The organism is Mycobacterium sp., assembly GCF_032162605.1.
In the GTDB taxonomy this organism is placed as follows: domain Bacteria; phylum Actinomycetota; class Actinomycetes; order Mycobacteriales; family Mycobacteriaceae; genus Mycobacterium.
Genome location: NZ_JAVROT010000214.1, coordinates 1 through 2,625, shown reverse-complemented (window position 1 = coordinate 2,625; position 2,625 = coordinate 1). Strand labels below are relative to the sequence as shown.

Sequence of the window (2,625 nt, the reverse complement as noted above, 5' to 3'; positions counted from 1 at the left end):
ATTCTGACCGAAGAGGTGCGGCGACTAGCTTTGATTCCGGCGGCGCAGATACGGATGGGTTGCCATGGCAAAGGCTGCCAGCAGCCCGAACGGCGCCAAGAGTGGCAGCCACGCCACGTCGAGCGGGGACGACCGCGCCGACCAGGCCGAAACCCAGCGCAGCTAGGGCGGTCGCTCTCGTCGGTGCCGCCGAGTTCGGACCGCTCGCGTGCCGCATCACCAAGTAGGCGGTTGCGCACAGCCCCGACATCACGGCCAGCGCGGGCGGTGGCGTCGTCAGGGTCAGGGTGAGTGCCGTGAAAAGGACCGCGACGGTGGCCATGGAATGGAATCGCACTCCGAGCAGCACCGCTGCGATCGCCAGTCCGGCCGCCCATCGTGCAAGCCAGTGCATCTGAGGCTCCGCCGCGACGACCATTGTCGTCCCCAAAGCCAGCGACAGGCCTCGTGGCACAGACAGTTGCGGCCAGCTCACTTCGGTGCCCATTTGGCCGCGTGCCGGTCGGGAATCAGTTGCATCGCCTCGTCGAGAGTGCTCCCCTCCCGCCAAGGGACCACTTCGACGCCGATGGTCCGCATGTTGCGGTACATGAAAGACCGCTCCAGCGACCATATTCGGCCGACCAAAGGATCGTGCTCACCCAACGCCGGGGAGTCCCTGAGCACGTCGACGGTTACGACGACGTGACCTCGTCTGCGTAGGTCGATGAGGGCCGTCGCGAAGTGCGTGTTGAGCAGGGTGGAGAACCCAACGACGATGGCGCCCGGTGGAACGGCCGGCCGAGGCGCCAACGAGCCAACCGATGATTGGTATCCGGTGCCGGCACCGAGGGTCGCATCGAGTACGCGATAGAACTGCCGCCGTCCGATGTCGGGCGCCAACCAGCGCGGCTGGCGACCGCCGAGCGCGACGATTCCGGCCCGATCGCCCTCCGGAGCGCGGTCTGCACGACTTGCATGGCTCCGCGCACCGTTCGTTCGGTGGCCTCGGTCGCTGGACCAGGGGGCTGCGGATAGGTGTCGACGAGCACGACGACGTCGGCGGACTGCTCGCCGAGTCGGTCAGTCACGTGCAGGCTGCCGCGACGGGCGCTCACCGGCCAGTTCACCGCGCGCAGCGGGTCACCCGGCGTGTAGGCCCGAATGTCGGCGTACTCGACGCCCGAGCCGACTCGCCGACCGACGTGCGCGCCGATACGGTCGGGCAGCTCGGTGCGTGGGATGGCGGTAGATCACGCGGGGGCGACTGGAAACACGTACAACTCGACGGCGTCGAGCGTCGCGGTTCCGGCGAGCAGGCCACCACGCGCGTTGGCCGTCACGTGGGCCCGAATGGGGTAACGGCCCCATCGTTCCGCAGCGCAGGTGACCGTGAGGCGGTCTGAATCCCGTTCGACGACCTGGATTGTCATCCCCGTGACCGGGGACACCGCGAGTTCTACTGCTGCCCTGTGTGAATCAGTCTCCACCCAGATGCTCAGTCGAATCTGTTCTCGTTCGAAGAACCCAACAGACTCCGCTTGCACACACACGTGAGTCCGTGGCGTGCTTGGTTGTCGGCCGATCGACCACAGCACCCCCAACATCGGAGCCGCAAATACGACGAGCTGCCATCGGGAGCCCGCCAGTCCCAACCCGATCGCCACCGCGCTACACGTGGCGAGCGCCATGGCAAGACACGAGGCGCCCCAGCGAAATTCGACCTCGAGGCGGCGAGTTTCGGTCGCTTCGGTCACGACGTTGCCGCGGTGCGAAACCTCATACCTGCTCCAAGCATTCGAGGATCCCTTCCAATGTTCGGCGACCGGGCCCACGTCGAACGCCGCCACCCCTCACGACGTTGTCCGGATCGACCCAATACCACAGCTCGGCGCCGAAGAACATCAATCCCGTGGCCCGGAAGGCCGCGGGGTCCGTGGTCCGTCTTTGAGCTGCCTTCGTCGCCATTTCAAACTGGCGGGCCAGGATCGGGCGACACCAGTCAAGGCGTGAGCGTCGCCGCGAGCGGGCAGGCAGATCGCGACGAATTCAGCCAGCACTGCCAGACAAGGGCCGACAACGACGAGGCTCCTCATCGTTGGCCCGGTGACTGTCCGAGGATGCGCCTCAGGGGACCATTCCGCACCAGCTGCGGCGTTTGCGGCGGCAGCCCGCAGCGATCGCCGATGCGGGCGACTATCGGGCGGGCGACCACGAACAATGCGATACCGAGCACGGCTACGACAATGCTCAGGGCTGCCCCACCGATCGCACCGGCGACGGGGTTGAGCGTTCCGGCGGCGATGTGCCCGCGCAGGGCCACCACAGAGCTGGCCACGAGCACCGCAAGGGCAACCGCCCGCAGGTATGACGCCTCGTCGCGGTGGGGGATCATTCCGCCGCCATCGGAATCGACTTCACGCGTGCCGAATCTCGCTCGGATTCCACGCCAACCTAGTGGCGTCCGCCACGACGGATTCTCACTGTCAACGTGGCAATGTTAGATCAGATGGGCGGAGCGAGGCGCATTTCGGCTAGCGGACGTGGCACGCTGCCCGAGGTCGCCGGATGGCCAAGCCCGTCGAGCTCGGCGGCCAGCGCCAGCACCGCCGCCGTGGCATCACGATCCTTGGAGCGATCCTTCGC

At 66.8% G+C, this 2,625-nt stretch carries 1 protein-coding gene and 2 pseudogenes; all 3 read right to left on the bottom strand.

What is annotated here, in order from left to right:
- Window positions 1-394, bottom strand: a pseudogene (locus QOI01_RS13430) (hypothetical protein); the annotation flags it as partial.
- 77 nt (window positions 395-471) lie between these two features.
- Window positions 472-1,670: pseudogene (locus tag QOI01_RS13425) on the bottom strand (DUF58 domain-containing protein).
- A 401-nt stretch (window positions 1,671-2,071) separates the two neighbouring features.
- The gene (locus QOI01_RS13420; RefSeq protein WP_526381643.1) at window positions 2,072-2,374 is read right to left on the bottom strand and encodes a hypothetical protein; all 303 of its coding nucleotides are present in this window, start codon (window positions 2,372-2,374) and stop codon (window positions 2,072-2,074) included.
- Window positions 2,375-2,625 lie beyond the last annotated feature (251 nt).

Bases quoted from the DNA above. Each gene is read 5' to 3' on its own strand.
- QOI01_RS13420 (WP_526381643.1), bottom strand. From the start codon at position 2,374: ATGATCCCCCACCGCGACGAGGCGTCATACCTGCGGGCGGTTGCCCTT.